This is a genomic window from Streptomyces sp. NBC_01803 (assembly GCF_035917415.1).
Classification (GTDB): domain Bacteria; phylum Actinomycetota; class Actinomycetes; order Streptomycetales; family Streptomycetaceae; genus Streptomyces.
Window position 1 is genome coordinate 226336 of sequence record NZ_CP109073.1, and the last position, 17437, is coordinate 243772.

At 74.5% G+C, this 17437-nt stretch carries 17 protein-coding genes, 1 tRNA gene and 2 pseudogenes; 14 read left to right on the forward strand and 6 right to left on the reverse strand.

Annotated elements, in window-relative coordinates; translation table 11 throughout:
• Positions 1-3 precede the first annotated feature (3 nt).
• Positions 4-873 (reverse strand): helix-turn-helix domain-containing protein, encoded by an 870-nt coding sequence (locus tag OIE51_RS01080; protein ID WP_326594796.1) that lies wholly within the window; start codon positions 871-873, stop codon positions 4-6.
• A 137-nt stretch (positions 874-1010) separates the two neighbouring features.
• Here OIE51_RS01080 and OIE51_RS01085 point away from each other — a divergent pair, with 137 nt between their 5' ends.
• Entirely contained in the window at positions 1011-1475 is a 465-nt protein-coding gene (locus OIE51_RS01085; protein ID WP_326594797.1) for an ATP-binding protein, read from the forward strand.
• Between the two features lie 148 nt (positions 1476-1623).
• Here the strand turns inward: OIE51_RS01085 and OIE51_RS01090 are convergent, their stop codons facing one another.
• Positions 1624-1821 carry a hypothetical protein gene (locus tag OIE51_RS01090; protein ID WP_326594798.1) on the reverse strand — a complete coding sequence of 66 codons (198 nt, stop codon included), beginning with the start codon at positions 1819-1821 and terminating at the stop codon, positions 1624-1626.
• 386 nt (positions 1822-2207) lie between these two features.
• Positions 2208-2696: a YbaK/EbsC family protein gene (locus tag OIE51_RS01095; protein ID WP_326594799.1), complete on the reverse strand. Its 489-nt coding sequence runs from the start codon at positions 2694-2696 to the stop codon at positions 2208-2210.
• A 90-nt stretch (positions 2697-2786) separates the two neighbouring features.
• Here OIE51_RS01095 and OIE51_RS01100 point away from each other — a divergent pair, with 90 nt between their 5' ends.
• The 7 genes and pseudogenes from OIE51_RS01100 (at position 2787) to OIE51_RS01130 (ending at position 9155) form a co-directional block, all read left to right on the forward strand.
• Positions 2787-3764 carry a TerC family protein gene (locus OIE51_RS01100; RefSeq protein ID WP_326594800.1) on the forward strand — a complete coding sequence of 326 codons (978 nt, stop codon included), beginning with the start codon at positions 2787-2789 and terminating at the stop codon, positions 3762-3764.
• 121 nt (positions 3765-3885) lie between these two features.
• Complete coding sequence (locus tag OIE51_RS01105; protein ID WP_326594802.1) at positions 3886-4167, forward strand: SGM_3592 family protein; 282 nt, start codon at positions 3886-3888, stop codon at positions 4165-4167.
• Between the two features lies 1 nt (position 4168).
• Positions 4169-5365, forward strand: a complete 1197-nt coding sequence (locus OIE51_RS01110; protein WP_326594804.1) for an ROK family protein — start codon at positions 4169-4171, stop codon at positions 5363-5365.
• Between the two features lie 293 nt (positions 5366-5658).
• Positions 5659-6579 carry a DMT family transporter gene (locus OIE51_RS01115; protein WP_326594806.1) on the forward strand — a complete coding sequence of 307 codons (921 nt, stop codon included), beginning with the start codon at positions 5659-5661 and terminating at the stop codon, positions 6577-6579.
• A gap of 65 nt (positions 6580-6644) precedes the next feature.
• A pseudogene (locus OIE51_RS01120) lies at positions 6645-7115 on the forward strand (FGGY family carbohydrate kinase); the annotation flags it as partial.
• A 47-nt stretch (positions 7116-7162) separates the two neighbouring features.
• Positions 7163-8371: an ROK family transcriptional regulator gene (locus OIE51_RS01125; RefSeq protein WP_326594807.1), complete on the forward strand. Its 1209-nt coding sequence runs from the start codon at positions 7163-7165 to the stop codon at positions 8369-8371.
• Positions 8372-8530: 159 nt separating this feature from the next.
• Positions 8531-9155, forward strand: a pseudogene (locus OIE51_RS01130) (N-acetylmuramoyl-L-alanine amidase).
• A 65-nt stretch (positions 9156-9220) separates the two neighbouring features.
• Here OIE51_RS01130 and OIE51_RS01135 read toward each other — a convergent pair.
• Entirely contained in the window at positions 9221-9877 is a 657-nt protein-coding gene (locus OIE51_RS01135; RefSeq protein WP_326594809.1) for a hypothetical protein, read from the reverse strand.
• A 94-nt stretch (positions 9878-9971) separates the two neighbouring features.
• On the opposite strand from OIE51_RS01135, the gene OIE51_RS01140 reads away from it, so the two are divergent.
• From OIE51_RS01140 to OIE51_RS01150, 3 genes are read left to right on the forward strand one after another with little or no spacing between them, the layout of a single operon-like run.
• Entirely contained in the window at positions 9972-10742 is a 771-nt protein-coding gene (locus tag OIE51_RS01140) for a bestrophin-like domain (protein ID WP_326594810.1), read from the forward strand.
• A gap of 39 nt (positions 10743-10781) precedes the next feature.
• Positions 10782-12233 carry an acyl-CoA synthetase gene (locus tag OIE51_RS01145; RefSeq protein ID WP_326594812.1) on the forward strand — a complete coding sequence of 484 codons (1452 nt, stop codon included), beginning with the start codon at positions 10782-10784 and terminating at the stop codon, positions 12231-12233.
• Between the two features lie 41 nt (positions 12234-12274).
• Positions 12275-13564, forward strand: a complete 1290-nt coding sequence (locus OIE51_RS01150) for a carboxyl transferase domain-containing protein (RefSeq protein WP_326600451.1) — start codon at positions 12275-12277, stop codon at positions 13562-13564.
• Positions 13565-13607: 43 nt separating this feature from the next.
• On the opposite strand, the gene OIE51_RS01155 is transcribed toward OIE51_RS01150, so the two are convergent.
• Together OIE51_RS01155 and OIE51_RS01160 are read right to left on the reverse strand one after the other, a co-directional pair.
• Positions 13608-14627, reverse strand: coding sequence for an MsnO8 family LLM class oxidoreductase (locus OIE51_RS01155; protein ID WP_326600452.1), 1020 nt, complete (start codon positions 14625-14627; stop codon positions 13608-13610).
• A 78-nt stretch (positions 14628-14705) separates the two neighbouring features.
• A complete protein-coding gene (locus OIE51_RS01160) occupies positions 14706-15374 on the reverse strand; it encodes a response regulator transcription factor (RefSeq protein WP_326594813.1) in 669 nt (222 codons plus the stop codon).
• Positions 15375-15554: 180 nt separating this feature from the next.
• Here OIE51_RS01160 and OIE51_RS01165 point away from each other — a divergent pair, with 180 nt between their 5' ends.
• The 3 genes from OIE51_RS01165 to OIE51_RS01175 all read left to right on the forward strand — a co-directional run bounded on the left by OIE51_RS01165 (position 15555) and on the right by OIE51_RS01175 (position 17382).
• The gene (locus tag OIE51_RS01165; protein WP_326594814.1) at positions 15555-15758 is read left to right on the forward strand and encodes a hypothetical protein; all 204 of its coding nucleotides are present in this window, start codon (positions 15555-15557) and stop codon (positions 15756-15758) included.
• Between the two features lie 40 nt (positions 15759-15798).
• On the forward strand, positions 15799-17331 hold the full coding sequence (locus OIE51_RS01170) for a lipase maturation factor family protein (RefSeq protein ID WP_326594815.1): 1533 nt from the start codon (positions 15799-15801) through the stop codon (positions 17329-17331).
• Positions 17309-17382, forward strand: a tRNA-Pro gene (locus OIE51_RS01175). The genes OIE51_RS01170 and OIE51_RS01175 overlap by 23 nt, the downstream gene beginning before the upstream one ends.
• Positions 17383-17437: the final 55 nt, after the last annotated feature.

Genomic DNA, 17437 nt, shown 5'->3' on the forward strand with positions numbered 1-17437 from the left:
GGTTCAGATCTCCTTGCGAATGGCACCGAGGATGGCCTCGGTGCGGTTCACTGGCGCGGCTTGCGCGCACATCCGGTCCAGGGCTTCCCGGAACGCCGACACGTCGTCGCGCTGGTCGAAGTACGCCGCGCCGACGAGGCTCTCCACGCAGGCGATGTCGGACAGTTCGGGAAGGGGGAACCGGAAGAGGTGGAAGGGCCCGTACATCGCCGGATGGGGCCCCGCGGCGAACGGCATGACCTGAAGCCGCACCTGCGGCATCGTGGTGGCGGCCTCGATCAGCCGGGAGATCTGGGCGCGCATGACATGCGGCCGGCCGATCGGCCGGCGCAGGACCGTCTCGTCCATGACGATCCACAGCAGGGGCGGCTGCTTGCGGACCAGCAACTCCTGGCGCGTGAGGCGCAGCGCCACCAGCCGCTCGATCTCGCCGGCCGGGGCGTGCGGCATTCCGGCGCGGAGCACCGTCGTGGCATACGCCTCGGTCTGCAACAGCCCGGGGATGTAGTGCGGCTCATATGCCCGGATCTGGTCGGCCTCGGCCTCCAGACTGACGAACGCGCTGAACCACTCGGGCAGGACATCCCGGTACCGGTGCCACCAGCCGGGCTGGTTGGCCTCGCGCACCAGGCCGAGAAAGCCGTCGATCTCCCGCTGGCCGGTCACGCCATAGATGCGCAGGAGCTTCTCGACGTAGGGGACCTTGAGGCCCACCTGTGCCTTCTCCATCCGCCGGATGGTGGCGTGCGTGACGTCCAGCGACCTGGCCGCTTCCTCGAAGGAGAGCCCCGCGGCCTCCCGGAGGTCCTGGAGCCGCTTGCCCAGCACGAGTCGCAGCACCGTCGCCGCGCCGCCCGCCGGTCCAACCGCCACTGCGTCACCCCTCCAACTACGGTCACACACAAGCAGTCTGTCATGCCGTCAGCGTGTGCGACAGACTGATATCAGCGCTTCTGAAATTTGCAGGTTGGCTCTTGCCGGATGAGATGGCCAGCACTCACAGTGGATCCGTGGCCTTCTCCTCGCACGCTCAGTCACCCGGACGGGACCGGACCGCTGTTCTGACGGACGAGCGGCTCCGCTTCGCCCTACCCGCCGTCGACGCCTCGACCTCCGAGGCCCGAAGACGCACGCGCCTGAAGCTGGCGGAGTGGCGGACGCCGGACGAGACCTGCGACGACGCCCAGCTGGTGATGTCGGAGCTGGTCACCAACGCGCTGCGGCACACCGGGAGTCACACCGTCGTCTGCGAACTGCGCCTGCTGGGCGGCCTGTTGCGCATCGCGGTGACCGGCGACGGGATGGGGCCCCAGGAGCCGCCGAGACCGGCGGCCGAGGAGGACGAGAGCGGTCGCGGGCTGTTCCTGGTCCGCGCGCTGGCGACGGTGTGGGGCGTGCGTCCGCGCGAGGGCGGCCGGGGGCATGTGGTCTGGGCGGACCTGCCCCTGACGCCGGAGGACCGCGGGGAGGGCTGAGCCAGGCCCGGGGACTCGCAGGGAGCGCGGGGGCACGGAGCGCGGGGGCACGGAGCGCGGGGAGCCACAGGGGGCACGGGGGCACGGGGAGCCACAGGGGGCACGGGGGCACGGGGATTCAGCGACGTGAGCCGCGAGGCGTCGGGCGTCAGACGGCGCGGGCGAGCCGGGCGGTGGACATGACGCGCAGCCTGCCGGCGCCGAGCACGCCGACCACGAGCGCGACGCAGCCGCAGGCGAGGGTGAAGGCGTAGCCCCAGCGCGGGCCGTGTTCCTCGATGATCAGCCCCGCCGCCGGCACGCCCAGCGCGCGGCCCAGGCCCACGGCGGTGGACAGGCAGGCCATGCGCTCGGTGAGGGCCTCCCCGGGGCGCCCTCCCGCGCCAGGCTGTCACCGGCGGTGATCGTCGAGCCGATGAGGATGCCGGAGAACAGCGAGAAGGTCCGCAGCCGGCCACTCCCGGCATCGCCCACAGCGGCCCCACCCCGGCGACCACGGCGCCGGCCGTGGCACAGCTGTCGGAGACGTCGGTGACGAGGAGGACCGTGCTGAGCGAGGGCATCGCCATGGACCAACGGCCCCCGACACTGGCCGCGACGAACGCCCCGGCGCCCGGTATCCGGAAGAGGTCACGGTAGATCCGCGGTCCGGCGGCAGGTCGTCCCCTGGTGGGCCGATCATCCTCCGGGCGCCGGAGCCGCGCACGCGCATTCCGGCCGCCGCCGACGGGATCAGCCGGGGATCCGGGCCACGTCCGCGATCTCGGCACCGGCGTGCGCGATCAGTGCGCCGGGGGCGAGCGGGAAGACCGTGTGGGGCGTGCCGGCCGCCGCCCAGACCGTGTCGTGGGCCAGCAGCCCCCGGTCGGCGAGCGCGCGCATGCCGGTCACATGCCCGAACGGCGGGATGCCGCCGATGGCGTACCCGGTGGCCGATCGGACGACCTCGGCGGGCGCCCTGCGCACCGACTCTGCGCCCAGCACGGCCGCCACCAGGTCGGTGTCCACCAGCGAGGCGCCGTTCATCAGGACCAGGACCGGATCTTTATCCGCCTCGAACACCAGGGACTTTACTATTTGATTAACCTTGCATCCGATCGCGTCGGCCGCCTGCGCGGCCGTCCGGGTCGCCTCCGGGAAGGCGCGGATCTCGATGTCGTCCAGCCCCAGGCGAGTCAGGGCGGCGGCGAACCGGGGATGTGCGGTGGCGGACGCGGTCATGGACGGGGACCCTAGCCCCGCCCGGCCCGGCCGCGCCATGGGATTGCCCGACCGGGCGGACGCCCGGAGCGGAAGAATGACGGAGGAACAGTGGACGTCTCGTTGACCATGTGGGTGCTCACGGTGGTGGTGCTCAGCGCGCTCATCGCCGTGGATTTCTTCTTCGGGCGCAAGCCGCACGAGGTGACGCTCAGGGAGGCCGGGACGTGGACTGTCATCTGGGTCGTGCTCGCCGTGCTGTTCGGCCTCGGGCTGCTGCTCGTGGAGGGCGGCACCCCGTCCGGTGAGTTCTTCGCGGGGTATGTCACGGAGAAGTCCCTCAGCGTGGACAACCTGTTCGTCTTCGTGCTGATCATGACCAAGTTCGCCGTGCCCACGCAGTATCAGGCCAGGGTGCTGATGGTCGGTGTGCTCATCGCGCTGGTGCTGCGCGCCGGCTTCATCGCCGCGGGCGCCGCGCTGATCGCGAGCTTCTCCTGGGTGTTCTACATCTTCGGCGCCTTCCTCATCTGGACCGCGTGGAAGCTCATCAAGGAGGCCCGGGCCGAGGAGCCCGAGGAGGAGTACGAGGAGAACCGCTTCCTGAAGATGGTCGAGCGCCGCTTCCCCGCCACCGACCGGTATCACGGCACCAGACTGTTCGTGCGGGAGAACGGCCGCCGTCTCATCACCCCCATGCTGATCGTGATGCTGGCGATCGGCAGCACCGACATCCTCTTCGCCCTGGACTCGATCCCGGCCATCTTCGGCCTGACCGAGGACGCCTACATCGTGTTCACCGCCAACGCCTTCGCGCTGATGGGCCTGCGCCAGCTGTACTTCCTGATCGGCGGCCTGCTGGAGAAGCTGGTGCACCTGTCGTACGGGCTGTCCGTCATTCTCGGCTTCATCGGCGTCAAGCTCGTCCTGCATGCCCTGCACGAATCGGGTGTGCACACCCCCGAGATCAGCACGCCCGTCTCACTGGGCGTCATATGCGCCGTGCTGGTGGTCACCACCGCCACCAGCCTGTACGCGACGCGCGGGGAGCGGCGGGCGGACGCGGCGGCACCGGACGCGCGGGGCTAGGCACCCCTTCGGTACGGTGTCGCCCCGGAGTGCCGCGCCTGGGGGAGGAACCAGCCGGCCGCGCGTCGCGTTCACCGTGTGGTGGGACTGTCGCGCACCGAGGGTGGACGGGAGGCAGCTCATGGGCACGGAGCCGACGGGCCGGGACGACCCGAAGGGCGACGAGTGGGACGACATCGTGCTGGACGAGAGCTTCGTGCGCGGTGCCGAGGTGCGGGAGCCGGCGGCCAGGACCCGCATGCTGAGCGAGCGCTGGAAGAACGGCGCGCCCGCCCCCCAGCCATGGCGTTCCGACGAGCCGCCCGCCGGATGGATATACGGCTCGGGGCGGCGGAGCCGGTCCGGCGGGCCGAAGAAGCGCCGATGGTTCCGCCGGAAGGGCAAAGACGGCAGCGGGGAGTGAGGTGGGCACCTCGCGCGACATCCGCACGGCGAACCGCTACCGCCTCGTCCGGCAGGCCATCGCGGAGTCCCCGGTCTCCCGCCCCCGGCTGGCGGCGGCGACCGGGCTCAGCCTGGCGACCGTCGCCACGCTGGTGGGCGAGCTTCTGGACCACGGCTTGCTCGTCAACGCCGGCTTCGAGGACTCGGGCGGCGGCCGGCCGCGCGGCCTGCTCGCGGTCAACCCGCGCGGTGGGGCGCTGATCGGCGTGGACGTCGCCGAGACCCATGTGCACGTGGAGGTCGTCGACCTGGCGCTGCGTGTCCTGGCGCGCGGCCACGAGGAGCTGCGGCGCGGCGAGCGCGCCCCGGTCCGAGTGGCCGGCCGGATCGCCGCCGCCGTGCGGTCGGCGGCGGCCCGGGCGGCGGCCGAGCCACGGGTGCTGGGCGTCGGCGTCAGCGTGCCGGGCATGGTGGACCGCGACGGCGCGGTGTCCGTCTTCGCCGCCGACTGGGGCTGGCACGACGTGCCGCTGCTCGGGCTGCTGGCCGAGCGCGTTCCGTACCGGCTGCATCTGGACACCCCGCTGCGGGCCTGTCTGGTCGCCGAGCTCTGGTTCGGCGCGGCACGCGGCCGGGACGACGCGGTGGTGGTGAGCCTGGACACGGGCGTCGGCGTCGGGCTGGCCCTCGGCGGCACCCCGCACCGGGGGGCGTCCAACAGCGCGGGCGAGTGGGGGCACACCACGCTGGTGCTGGACGGCCGCCCCTGCCTCTGCGGCCGACGGGGCTGCGTCGAGTCGTACATCGGCGCGCCCGGCATCATGCGCAACCTGCGCGAGACGAGCCCGGACAGTCCGCTGCTCGCCCCGGGCGACGTGGCCGCCACCCTAGCCCGGCTGGCCCGGGGCTGCGTCGAGGGCGACCCGGTGGCCGACCAGGTGCTGCGGGGCACGGCGGGCTATCTCGGCGCTGCCCTCGCCGACCTGGTGAACCTGCTGAATCCCGAGGTCATCGTGCTCACCGGCTGGGTCGCCAGGCGGCTGGGTCCCCCGCTGCTGGAGCTGGCCCGCGAGGCGGTCGCCCGGCACGCGCTGCGCCGCCCGCTGGCCGCCACCGAGATCGTGCTCAGCCCGCTCCCCGCCACCCCCGTGAGCCTGGGCGCGGCCACCTTCGCCCTGGAGGGGGCACTTGCCTCGCTCGGTCGCCCCCGGCGCTGAGCTCTGCGGCGGCGCTCGCGGGCACACGCCCGCTAGGCTGCCCGGCATGCGATCGTCCTCCTGGCACACCGTCACCCCGCCGCCGTCCGCCCGCTGAGGGCGCGCGGCTCACGCCGACCCACCCCACCGGCCCGACGCCACCGTCCCGGCCGGTCCCCCGGCGCGCCCTCTCCCGCTGATCCCGACTTCTCGGACCTCGACGGAGCAGGACGCGCCTCACCATGCCTTCATCGCTTTCCTCCCCCTCATCGGCCTCATCGCCCTCGTCCCCGACGGCCGCCGCGCCGGCCGCCGTGCGACGCCCGACCGCGGGCCCCGTTCTGATCCTGGCCGCCGCCACGCTGTGGGGCACCACCGGCACCGCCGCGAGCTTCGCCCCCGACGACGCTTCCGCCCTGTCCATCGGGGCGGCCACCATGGGCGTCGGCGGCCTGCTCACCCTCGCCCTGGCCGGCCGGTCGGCGTTCGGCGTGCTGCGGGGCGGCCCGGCCGTGCTCCGCCGCGCGCTGTTCGGCGCGCTGGGCGTCGTCGTCTATCCGCTGGCGTTCTACACGGCCATGGCCTGGGCCGGGGTGGCCGTCGGCACGGTGGTCAGCCTCGGCTGCGCGCCCGTCTTCGCCGCGCTGCTCGAACGGGTCCTGGACGGAACGCGGTTGACCCGGAGCTGGCTGGCGGCGACGGGATCCGCCGCGTTCGGGTGCGCCCTCCTCGTGCTTTCCGGACACGGGAGCGCCGCCGGGGGCGGGCGGGTGACCGGCGGTGTCGCCCTGGGCGTGCTGGCGAGCGCCGGATACGCGGCGTACGCGTACTCCGGTGCCCGCCTCATCCGGTGCGGGCACTCCTCGCGCGCCGTGATGGGCGCGCTGTTCGGGCTCGGGGCGACCGTGCTGCTGCCGCTCTTCGCGGTCACGGGCGGCGCGCTGCTCGGCGAGCCGCGCGGGCTGGCGGTGGCGGCGTATCTGGCGGTGATCCCGATGTGGCTGGCGTATGTGCTCTTCGGCACGGGCCTGGCCCGGGTCCGGGCGAGCGCGGCCACGACGCTGAGCCTGTTCGAGCCGGTGGTGGCCGCGGCGCTGGGGGTGGCGGTCGTCGGCGAACGCCTCACCGGGGCGGCCTGGGCGGGCGTGGGGCTCGTCGTGCTGGGCCTGCTGGTGCTGATGGCCCGCCGGCCCGGTGTCCGGTCCCCGGTCGGCGGGATTCATCAAGGCCGTTGACAAATAGGATGCCCTCGCGCCCGCCGGGGAGATCCGTTCCCCGGCCGTGAGGAAGGACCGTGCCCATGGCCACGCCCGAGGGCCCGCTCGTCATCGGAGTGGACAGCTCTACGCAGTCCACCGAGGTCCTGGTGGTCGACGCCGCCACGGGAGCGATCATGGCCCGGAGGCAGGCGTCGCACAGGATGGCGCCCGGGCACGGCGGTGATCCCGAGGAGTGGCGGCGAGCCCTGGCGGAGGCCGTCGGACGCTGCGGGCCCGCCGCCGGGCGGGCGGCGGCCGTCGCCGGGCAGCGGCACGGCCTGGTGACGCTGGACGGCGCGGGCCGCCCGGCGCGCGACGCGCTGCTGTGGAACGACACCCGCTCCGCTCCGCAGCGGGACCGGCTGGTCGCCGAGCTGGGCGCGCCGACGGCGTGGGCGGAGCGGATCGGCAGCGTTCCGGCGGCCTCCTGCACGGTCACCACGTGGGCCTGGCCGCGGGAGAACGAACCCGCGTCCGCCGCCGCCACCCGGGCCGTGCGGCTCCCGCACGACTCCGACGCGCTTCTGCGGCGGCCCTGAGAGACCAGGAAGACCCGATCATGGCCGAGCCCGCCGCCCTGTCCCAGTCCGAGATCCGGCGCCGTAACCTGGCGCGCGTGCTGCACGCCCTCGTCGCCGGGGAGCCGCTCTCGCGCGCCGAGGTCGCGGCCAGGATCGGCCTGACCAGGGCGGCGGTGTCCACGCTCGTGGACGAGCTGCTCCGCGGCGGCCTGCTGACCGAGCGGGAGCCGCCCCCCGGCCGTCCCGGCGGCGTGGGACGTCCCGGCACCGGGCTGCTGATCGCCGACCGCGGCCCGTGCGGGGTGGGCGCCGAGATCGGAGTCGACCACCTGGCCGTGTGCGTCATGGACCTGCGCGGCGAGGTGCGGGTGCGCGACCGCCGGGAGACCCAACGCCGTGACGGCCACCGCGCCGGACCCGACGCCGTGCTCGGGGAGCTGACGGCGATGCTGCGCACGGCCGTGGCGGAAGCGGCGGAGGCGGGGCTGCGCCCGGCCGGGCTGGCGGTGGCCGTGCCCGGTCTGGTGGTGCGGAACACGGCAACCGTTCTGCACGCCGCCAATCTCGGCTGGCGGAACGCCGATCTGGGCGGGCCACTGCCCCGGGACCTGGGCCCGGTCACGGTGGAGAACGAGGCCAACCTCGCCGCGCTGGCCGAGCTGTGGTCGGGCCGGGGCGCCGGGGACAGCTTCCTGCACGTCTCGGCCGAGGCCGGTATCGGCGCGGCGGTCGTGATCGACGGCGAGTTGCTGCGCGGCGCCCACGGGTTCGCGGGCGAGCTCGGCCACCTGCCGGTGCGTCCCGAGGGCCGCCCCTGCCGCTGCGGCGGACGCGGCTGCCTGGAGGCGTACGCGGGTGAGGAGGCGCTGCTGCGGGCGGCGGGCCTGCGGCCCGGTCCGGGTGTCCGGGTCGGCGCCCTGGCCGCCCGCTGCGAGGCGGGCGATCCCACCGCCCTGCGCGCCGTCCGGCAGGCCGGGGCGGCGCTGGGCATCGCGTTGTCCGGCGCGGTCAACCTGCTGGATCCCCGCCGGGTGGTGATCGGTGGCGCGCTGTCCCGGCTGGCGCCCTGGCTGCTGACGCCGGTCAGCCGCGAGCTGGCCCGACGCACCACCGTGGCCGCGGGGGGCCGCAGCACGCCGGTGCCGGTGACCGTCTCACCGCTCGGACCCGACGGGCCGCTCCTCGGGGCGGCCGGGCACGCCGTGCGCGCGGCGCTGGACGACCCGGCCGCGCTGCTGCGCCCCTGACACCGCCTCGGGTGCGCCCCGTGGCGGCGACGCCTGCTTCTTGGCAGGCGCCGGGCACGCCGTCCGCATGAGAGCGGTCGCCGCGCGCCGCCCCGCCTTCCACGCGGCGGAGCGGGGTGAACGGCCGACCGTCCGTGCCCCGCCACGAGGAGGAACGCCATGGTCCCTTCGCCGCCGCCCCTCCCCCGCCCGTCGCGCTGCCGCGCTGCCGCGCGGCGGCGCGTGCTGGCGACCGGTGCCACCGCCCTGTCGGCGTCCGACGCCCGCGCGCTGGCCCGGCGCGGCGGACCCCGGAGCCGCCGTGCCGGGCGCGGAGGCCGCCGCCGACGATTTCCCAGGCGTCGTGTGGGCGCCCGCTGACCCGTCCAATCCCACGGATTCCAGCCGCCCCGCGACGTATCCGGTGCGGTGCGTCGTCGTCCACGTCGCGCAGGAGACGTTCGCGGATACCGTCGCGATCTTCCCTAACCCGGCGCGCGACGTCTCCGCGCACTACGTCGTCGCCTCCAACGGCCGGATCGCAAGCGCGTCCGGGAGGAGGACATCGGCCGGCACGCGGGGAACCGGACGTACAACTCCTGCGGCGTCGGCATCGAGCACGAGGGCTGGGTGGACGAGCCCGCGTGGTTCACCGACACGGTGGACGAGCGGTCGGCCGCCCTGACCGCGCACCTCTGCGCCGTGTACGGCATCCCCCCGGCCCCGGTCCCGGATGACCGGCCACAACGAGGTGCCCGGCGCGACGCACACCGACCCGGGCCCGCTGTGGGACTGGGATCCATGACTGGCCCTCGTCAACGCCGTGTGACAGCACGGGAATCCGGTGCCCAATCCTCCTGCGGCCAAAATTCACCCGATCCGGCGAATATCCGCCCGGCGCGTCGTGGCGGACCCGGCGCGTGCGCAGGATCGCTCCGTGATGAGACCGAGGCAGCGCGCACGCCGGACGGGAGCGATAGCCGCCTCCGCCGTCTGCGCCGCGCTCGTGGTGGCCGTCGCCGCGGGCGGCCAGGCCCAGGGGCACGGCCGGCCGCCCGACCGGTGTCCCCCGCCGACCGAGCCGATCTGGCCCCTGCTCCTCCCCTGGCCGCCGTTCCCCCACCCGCCGTGGCCAACCCCCCCGCCGTGCCCCACGCCGACGCCCACGCCGACGCCCACACCCACCCCCAGCCCCACCCCTTCCGCGGAGCCGACGCCGTCCCCGTCGCCCAGCCCGTCCCCGTCCCCGTCCCCGTCCCCGTCGCCGTCGCCGTCACCGTCACCGGGTGACTCCCCGGCGCCCGAGCCGGAGCCCTCCCCGACGCCGCCCCAGGAGCCGTCGCCGTCGCCCCCGCCCGAGCCCGATGACCCCGAGCCGTCGACGACCTCGCCCGCGCCCCCCACGCCGACGCCGTCCCCGTCGCCCAGCCCGTCGCCGACGCCCTCGCCGTCCGAGCTGCCCGCCGCCGTCCGGCTGCCGGCGGACAGCGACCCGCCCGACCGGGGCGGCTCGCTCGTCAGCCGCACGCTGTTGATCGTCGCCCCCGCCGTGCTCGCCGCCGCGGCGCTGCGTCCCCGTTCCCGCCCCGGTTCCCGCCCCGGGACCGACTAGGAGGTTCCGGTGTCCGAATGGCTTGTGCTGACTCTCGCCGTCCTGGCGACCTGCGCGGTCGTGCTGCTCGCCGCGGTAGTGCGGCAGCGCCGGGCCGGCGAGGACGACGACCCGTCCGAGACGCCCGATGTCATCGAGTACATGACAATGATGATCGGCGTGGTGTACGCCATCGTCCTCGGCCTGGCCATCGCCGGCGTCTGGGAGGCCCGCGGCGAGGCGGACGCCTGGGTGAGCCGGGAGGCCCAGGCGCTGCACGAGATGAACGAGCGGGCCGAGGTCTTCCCGGCGGAGACCCGGGACGGCATCCAGGCCGACATCACCGCCTACGTCGGCTACGCGGCGGGCGAGGAGTGGTCGCACATGGTGGACCACGGCGAGCTGACCGAGCACGGCGACGAGCTGCTCGCGCGGCTCCGGACCACCGTGCTGGCGCCGGAACCGGAGACAGTGCGCGAAGTCCAGGCGTACCAGGGGCTGGTGGACCAGGTGGCCATCGTGGACGAGGCACGCGTCGGGCGCGGGAACAGCGCGCAGCCCACCATGCCCGGCGTGGTGTGGGTGGGACTGATCGCGGGGGCGACCGTGACGGTCGGCATGGTGTTCGCGCTGCAGATCCAGCGCTCGGGCCGGGAGCTGGTGCTGGCCGGGCTCTTCAGCGCGCTGATCACGTTCCTGCTGTTCCTGATCTGGTACTTCGACGACCCGTTCGCCCACGGTCTCGGCGACTCAATCGAGGCGTACCTGTCATTCTTCCCACAGACCACCAGCGGCGACTGACCCTCCGGGGCAGGCTGCCCAGGCTCTAGCATGAGGCAGATGAGCCCTCTGTTCCCAGCCCTGGACAGCGCGCCATCCAGGCCGGCGCTGCGTTTCGGCGGCCGGATACTCAGCTACGCCGGACTGCGCGGCGCGGCCGGCGCCCTGGCGCGACGGCTCGCGGGCCACCGGCGGGTCGCCGTGTGGGCCACCCCGGAGCCCGAGACGGCCGTCGCGGTGGTGGCGGCGCTCCTCGCCCGAGTGCCCGCCGTGCCGGTCAACCCGGGGATCGGAGCGCGCGAGCTGGCGCACATCGTCGGTGACAGCGCGCCCACGCTGGTGCTGGCGCCGCCCGGCGCGGTGCTGCCCGACGCGCTGGCCACCCTGGAGCGGATCGACGTCGACGCCCGGCCGCCGGGTACGGACACCGGTGACACGCCCGCCGGGGACGCCGACCCCGACGAAGAACGTCCGGCCCTCATCGTCTACACCTCGGGCACCACGGGCCCGCCCAAGGGCGTGGTGCTCTCCCGCCGCGCGATCGCCCGCACGCTGGACGCGCTGGCCGACGCCTGGGCGTGGACCTCGCGGGACGTGGTGGTGCACGCGCTGCCGCTGTTCCATGTGCACGGTCTGGTGCTGGGCGTGCTCGGCCCGCTGCGGCGCGGCGGCACCGTACACCACCTGGGACGTTTCTCGCCGGAGGGCGTGGCCGAAGCGCTCGCCGGGGACGGCACGGTCCTTTTCGGCGTGCCCACGATGTACCACCGGCTGGCCGAGGCGGCGGGCCGGGACGCGGGCCTCGCGGCCGCGCTCGCGGGGGCGAGGCTGCTGGTGTCCGGCTCCGCGCCGCTGCCGCTGCCCGACCACGAGCGGATTCTGGCCGCGACCGGCCGCCGCGTGATCGAGCGGTACGGCATGACCGAGACCATGATGAACACGAGCGTGCGCGCCGACATGCCGCCCGCGACCGGCACGGTCGGGGTGCCGCTGCCGGGCGTCGAGCTGCGGCTGGTCGACGACGCCGGGCAGCCGCTGACCGCCGACGACGGCGAGACGGTCGGCGAGATCCAGGTCCGCGGACCGAACCTCTTCACCGAGTACCTCAACCGCCCCGAGGCCACCGCCGAGGCGTTCGACGGCGACTGGTTCCGCACCGGCGACATGGCGACCCGGGACGCGGCGGGCCGGTACCGGATCGTGGGGCGCAAGTCCACCGACCTGATCAAGAGCGGCGGCTACAAGATCGGCGCCGGCGAGATCGAGAACGCGCTACTGGCACACCCCGGCGTCGCGGAGGCCGCCGTGACCGCCGCGCCCGACCCGGATCTGGGCGAGCGCATCATCGCCTGGATCGTGCCGCGCGAGGCGACGAGCCCGCCGTCCGCGCAGGAGCTGACCGACCACGTCGCGGGCCAGCTCGCCGCGCACAAGCGCCCGCGCGAGGTCCGTTTCCTGGCCGCCCTGCCCCGCAACGACATGGGCAAGATCCTCAAGCGGGAGCTGGTGTGACGGCCGCCGCCGCCCCCGGCTGGGCGGGCCCGGCGCGGGACATGATCGCCTGGATGACGGGGACGTTCACCGAGCTGCCACACCGAGACGCGGGCGCCGCCACGGACGGCCCGATCGGCTGGGCCGGGTATGCCGACAGCAGGACGCGGGCCAGGAAGCGAACGGGCGAGTCGGAGTCGGTCGTCTGCGGTATCGGGGATGTGGGCGGCACCGAGGCGGTGCTCATCGCGTTCGAGTTCGGCTTCCTCGGCGGCTCCATCGGCCAGAGCACCGGCGAGCGCATCGAGAACGCCTTCATCACCGCCCGGGATCTGTCGCTGCCCGTCATCTCGCTGATCGCCAGCGGCGGCAGCCGGATGCAGGAGGGCATGCACGCCCTGACCCAGCTCCAGCGCATCGCCCGGCAGATGGTGCGGCTGCGGGCGGCCGGCCTGCCGCATGTCGCGGTGCTGGCCGGGCCGGTGACCGGCGGCGGCTGGGCGACGCTGGGCGCGGGCTCCGATGTCCGGGTGTCGCTGCCCGGCGTCCAGGTCGGCTTCGCCGGCTCCCGGGTCAGGCCGGACGGCGTCGATCCCTACGCCTACACGGCTGAGGGGCAGTTCGATGTCGGTCAGGTCGACCGGATCGTGCCGTCCGGCGAGCTGCCGGAGGTGGTGGCGCGCTGGCTGTCGTTGCTGACCGCGCCCGCGACGGGGCCGGTGCCGCCGCCCCGGGCGCTGCGCGCGGCGCCACTGCCGGACACCGGCTGGCGGGCCGTCGAGCAGGCCAGGGCCGCGGACCGGCCGCGCGCCCAGGCGTACCTGGAGGCGTACTTCACCGTCCGCGAGCCGCTGGCCAGCACCGACCCGGGCATCCTGTGCGGGTTCGGCCTCCGGGACGGCCGGAGCGTGGGCTATGTGGCGCAGCTCGGAACGGCGACCAGCCCGGCCGGATTCCGGGCGGCCACGCGGTTGCTGCGGCTGGCGGACCGGCTGTCGATCCCGGTGCTCACGCTGGTGGACACGCCCGGCGCGGCCAACGACGCGGCGGCGGAGCGCGACGGCGTGGGCGCGGCGATCGCGGAGACGATCACCGCCGTGGCCGGCTGCCGGACGCCGGTCACCACGCTGCTGGTCGGCGAGGGCGGCTCCGGCGGCGCGGTGGCGCTGACGTCCCCGGGGCACACGTGGGTGACGGCGGACAGCTACTACTCCGTGATCGCGCCCGAGAAGGCCGTCTCGATCCTGAAGCGCGGACCGGACGAGGTACGCGAGACGGCCGAACAGCTCCGGCTCCGGCCGCAGGACCTGGTGGAGCTCGGGATCGCGCGCGGCGTCGTGCCGGCGGAGTGACGTCCGGCGCCCGCCGCCGACCGCCCGGCTCGGCCCGGCTCGGCTACGCGGCGGACCGGCCCCGGGCCGCCGGGGCGGGTGCGGCGGCGGCGCCGAGCCCGGCGAGGCGGGCCAGCCGGCGGTAGGAGTCGAGCCGACCGGCGTCGCCGTGCGAGGTGAGCGTCAGCAGCAGTTCGTCGGCGCCGGTACGGTCGGCCAGCCGGGCCAGCGCTGTGGTCATCCCGGCCTCGTCACCGTGCAGTTGGCCGCCGCGGGCCTGCTCGAAGAAGCGGCGCTCGCGTTCGGTCATCCGGCGTGCCAGGACCTCCTCGGGCGGGTCGAGCGGCGGGAAGACGCCCCGGGTGCGGGAGTACGCCGTGGCCCACGCCTCCGGGATCTGGAGCAGCGCTGCCTCCTCGGACGTCTCCGCGACCGCCGCGTTCACCGCGAGGACCACGTAGGGCCGCTCGCCGTGCGCGGAGGGCCGGAACGCGGCGCGGTAGCCGTCGACAGCGGCCAGCATCCGTTCCTCGTCGTTCAGGTGCGCCATCACCAGGGGCAGGCCGTGCCCGGCGGCGATCGCGCCGCCCGCGCCCACCGCCAGGATGAACGCGGGCACGCGCAGCCCGCGGGCGGGCAGGGCGGTGACCGGCCCCGCGCCGTCGAAATAGCGCAGCAGCTCGGCCACCTGCTCGCCGAAACGGTCCGCCGCGTCCTTCTCGGCGCCCAGGGCTTCCCGCACCGCGCCGGTGAAGCCGACCGAGCGGCCCAGGCCCATGTCGACCCGGCCGGGGAAGAGCGATTCCAGCACGCCGAACTGCTCGGCGACGACCAGCGGCCGGTGGTTGGGCAGCATCACCCCGCCCGTGCCGACCCGGATGCGCGTGGTGGCGGAGGCCACGGCGGCGGCCAGCACGGTGGGCGCGGACCCGGCCACGCCGGGCACCCCGTGATGCTCCGCCAGCCAGAACCGCTGGAACCCGAGGGTCTCGGCCTCCCGCGCGAAGCGCACCGTCTGCCGCAGGGTGTCGGCGGGCGACTGGCCGCGGCGGATCAGCGCGCGGTCGAGGATCGACCACCGCACCGACCGCAGCCGGGCCGCGGCGTCCGTGCCGTTCGGGCTGTCGTCGCTGTTCACCCCATGGCCAACAGCGGGGGACGCTCAGGATTCCCCGCCGGCCAGCCCCGCCTCGTAGGCGAGGAGGGCGATCTGCACCCGGTTGTTGAGGCTCAGCTTGGTCAGGATGCGCGAGACGTGCGTCTTGACCGTGGGCAGGCTCATGTAGAGCACGGTCGCGATCTCGGCGTTGGACTTGCCGTGGCCGATGGCGAGGGCGACCTCCCGTTCCCGCTCGCTGAGCGCGTCGAGCCGGCGCCGGGCGGCGCGGGCGTCCCGGGCACCGGGCGCCGCGCCGGTGACGTGGTCGATCAGCCGCCGGGTGACGGCCGGGGAGAGCACCGGGTCGCCCGCGGCCACCCGCCGGACGGCGTCGACGATCTGCCCGGGCGGGGTGTCCTTCAGCACGAACCCGGCGGCCCCGGCGCGCAGCGCCCGCAGCACGTGGTCGTCGGCGTTGAAGGTGGTCAGCATCACCACCTCGGGCGGCCGGTCCAGGCCGCGCAGCCGCTCGGTGGCGGTGAGGCCGTCCATGCCGGGCATCCTGATGTCCATCAGCACCACGTCGGGCGTGTGCCGGTGCACCAGCGGCAGGACCTCCGCGCCGTCGGCGGCCTCCCCGGCGACCTCGATGTCCGCCGCGGCGCCGAGCATGAGGCGCAGCCCGGAGCGGACCAGGGGATCGTCGTCTACGAGGAGCACGCGGATGGTCATGCGGGCCACGGTAGCCAGGCGCGCGGCAGGAAGTCGCCCTCGGCCCTGCCGTGTTCTCCTGCCGCCCGTCCGGGTGACGCGCCGGGTGACGTGCCGGGTGACGATGATCGGCTACCGAAGTCGTAGGGGCCGATGCCTTCGGCCGACTCCGGGCGGGCGGGCCGTTCCTAGCCTGTGGTCATGAAGAAGATCCTGGAAGCCGCGGGCGTCCTGCTGATCCTGCAGGGCGCGGGGAGCGTCGCGCACCACTTCGCGGACTGGTTCAGGCCGTGGACGATGGTGCACCGGATCGGTTTCCTCGACGGGTACGAGGTGTTCGCCGGCGTGGTGCTGATCATGGTGGGACTGGCGGCCTGCGCGGCCTCGGAGAAGGCCACCGCCTGACCGCCGCGCCGGGAGCGCCGTCCGGTGGTACGGATGGACCATGGACTGGATCGCCCACCCCGACGCCTGGCTGAGCCGTCTGGTGCTGCAGCGGGGACTGGCCCTCGTGTACCTGATGGCGTTCCTCTCGGCCGTCCGCGAGTTCCGCGTCCTGGCCGGGGAGCGCGGCCTGACGCCCGCGCCCGCGTACCTGCGGGCGATACCGTTCCGCCGGGCCCCCAGCCTCTTCCACCTGCGGTACTCCGACCGCCTCTTCGACACCGTCGCCTGGCTCGGCGCGGCCCTGGCCGCGGCGGTGGTGGCGGGAGCCGCGGACGCGGTGCCGCTGTGGGGATCGATGGCGCTGTGGGCCGCGCTGTGGCTGCTGTACCTGTCCATCGTCAACATCGGGCAGATCTGGTACGCCTTCGGCTGGGAATCGCTGCTGCTGGAGGCCGGCTTTCTGGCGGTCTTCCTGGGCAACGACGACATCGCCCCGCCGACCGTCGGCCTCTATCTGATGGTCTGGCTCGTCTTCCGGGTCGAGCTGGGCGCCGGCCTGATCAAGTGGCGCGGCGACTCGTGCTGGCGGAAGCTCACCTGCCTCTACCACCACCACGAGACGCAGCCGATGCCCGGCCCGCTGTCGTGGTTCTTCCACCACTTGCCGCGCCGGGTGCACCGGGTGGAGACGGCGGCGAACCACGTGGCGCAGCTCGTCGTGCCCTTCCTGCTCTTCGTGCCCCAACCAGTGGCCACCTGGGCGGCGGCCGTCATCATGGTCACCCAGCTGTGGCTGGTCGCCTCGGGCAACTTCGCGTGGCTGAACTGGCTGACGATGATCCTCGCCGTCGCCGCGGTGGACGGCGCCCTGGCCGCCCGCCACCTGCCCTTCCTTCCCTCCCCACCCGCCGACCGGCCGGACGCGCCCGCATGGTTCACGGTGACGGTGGTGACCGCGGCGGCGCTGGTCGCGGTGCTGAGCTACCGCCCGGTCCGCAACCTGCTCTCGCCCGCCCAGGAGATGAACCGCGCCTACAACAGCCTCCATCTGGTCAACACCTACGGCGCGTTCGGCAGCGTGACGCGGCAGCGCCACGAGGTGGTCCTGGAGGGCACGAACGACGACCCGGCGGCGGGCGAGGCCGCCGACTGGCGGGCGTACGAGTTCCACGGCAAGCCGGGCGACGTCCACCGCCTGCCCCGGCAGTTCGCGCCGTTCCACCTTCGCCTGGACTGGCTGATGTGGTTCGCCGCCCTGACCCCGTACACCCCGTCCCCCTGGCTGCGCCGCCTGACCGACCGCCTGCTGTCCGGCGACCCCGCCACCCTCCGCCTCCTGCGCGTGAATCCCTTCCCCACCACGCCACCCCGCCACATCCGCGCCCGCCTGTACCGCTACCGCTTCACGACCCGGCGGGAACGCCGCACGACGGGCGCCTGGTGGCACCGCGCCCCGGTCGGCGACCACCTCCCCCCCACAAGGCCCACCCTGAGCGAGCGGTCCCCCGGATGCGGTATGGTTCTGATGCACGGCGACGGGGTGAACAAACCCCAGTTCAGACCGGCACCGGGACGTGGCGCAGTTTGGTAGCGCACTTGACTGGGGGTCAAGGGGTCGTGGGTTCAAATCCCGCCGTCCCGACGGTGTGAAGGGTCTTCGCAGGTCAACACCTGCGGGGGCCCTTTTCTCATCGCTC

What these genes read in the sequence shown, in the direction of transcription:
- OIE51_RS01090 (WP_326594798.1), bottom strand. Translation starts at nt 1,821, where the DNA reads ATGGCCTGCCTGTCCACCGCCGTGGGCCTGGGCCGCGCGCTGGGCGTG.
- OIE51_RS01095 (WP_326594799.1), bottom strand. Translation starts at nt 2,696, where the DNA reads ATGACCGCGTCCGCCACCGCACATCCCCGGTTCGCCGCCGCCCTGACT.
- OIE51_RS01105 (WP_326594802.1), top strand. Translation starts at nt 3,886, where the DNA reads ATGGGCACGGAGCCGACGGGCCGGGACGACCCGAAGGGCGACGAGTGG.
- OIE51_RS01125 (WP_326594807.1), top strand. Translation starts at nt 7,163, where the DNA reads ATGGCCGAGCCCGCCGCCCTGTCCCAGTCCGAGATCCGGCGCCGTAAC.
- OIE51_RS01145 (WP_326594812.1), top strand. Translation starts at nt 10,782, where the DNA reads ATGAGCCCTCTGTTCCCAGCCCTGGACAGCGCGCCATCCAGGCCGGCG.
- OIE51_RS01150 (WP_326600451.1), top strand. Translation starts at nt 12,275, where the DNA reads ATGATCGCCTGGATGACGGGGACGTTCACCGAGCTGCCACACCGAGAC.
- OIE51_RS01160 (WP_326594813.1), bottom strand. Translation starts at nt 15,374, where the DNA reads ATGACCATCCGCGTGCTCCTCGTAGACGACGATCCCCTGGTCCGCTCC.
- OIE51_RS01165 (WP_326594814.1), top strand. Translation starts at nt 15,555, where the DNA reads ATGAAGAAGATCCTGGAAGCCGCGGGCGTCCTGCTGATCCTGCAGGGC.
- OIE51_RS01170 (WP_326594815.1), top strand. Translation starts at nt 15,799, where the DNA reads ATGGACTGGATCGCCCACCCCGACGCCTGGCTGAGCCGTCTGGTGCTG.